This is a genomic window from Photorhabdus stackebrandtii (genome assembly GCF_011189495.1).
In the GTDB taxonomy this organism is placed as follows: domain Bacteria; phylum Pseudomonadota; class Gammaproteobacteria; order Enterobacterales; family Enterobacteriaceae; genus Photorhabdus; species Photorhabdus khanii.
In genome coordinates this window covers 1-416 of record NZ_PUJV01000181.1, presented here as the reverse complement: position 1 = coordinate 416, position 416 = coordinate 1, and the positions used below count along the sequence as shown (strand labels likewise).

1 protein-coding gene is annotated in these 416 nt (G+C 45.7%); it reads right to left on the bottom strand.

Features of this window, described 5'->3' with window-relative positions; genetic code table 11:
• The coding region (locus tag C5470_RS22240; RefSeq protein WP_242688287.1) for a Tox-REase-5 domain-containing protein at positions 1 to 416 on the bottom strand (416 nt) is incomplete at both ends.

The following is a 416-nucleotide window of genomic DNA, read 5'->3' as shown; positions in this document are numbered from 1 at the left end:
AAACAGGCAATACGCTGGTCGCCAGCCATCAAAGGTCACTTTCAGGCACTGAAATTCCTGGATCATTTGTGTGGCCGGGTCATATTTAGTTTTAGCAATAAATCGCTGATAGTTAATCGTGATGGCGCTCCAGCGGCTAACCTTACGATACTTTTCATTTGTCACCGGAATAGCCAGACAAGCCTTGCACTCTTTTTTAGTCCCCGTTTCTTCACACTCTTCCGCCTTAGACTGGGCCTTAACCTGAACCGCACTGGTATCAACAGATCCTTCCCCTAAATCATCATCTTCCCAAAAATCCGCATGGGCTTCGGCACTCCAGACGATATTTCTGTCTGCATCCGTGATTTCAGGGCTTATTACAAAATCCATTTTCTTACGGTGAATGTGTTCATCGTCTTCAACCGGTTTATCCT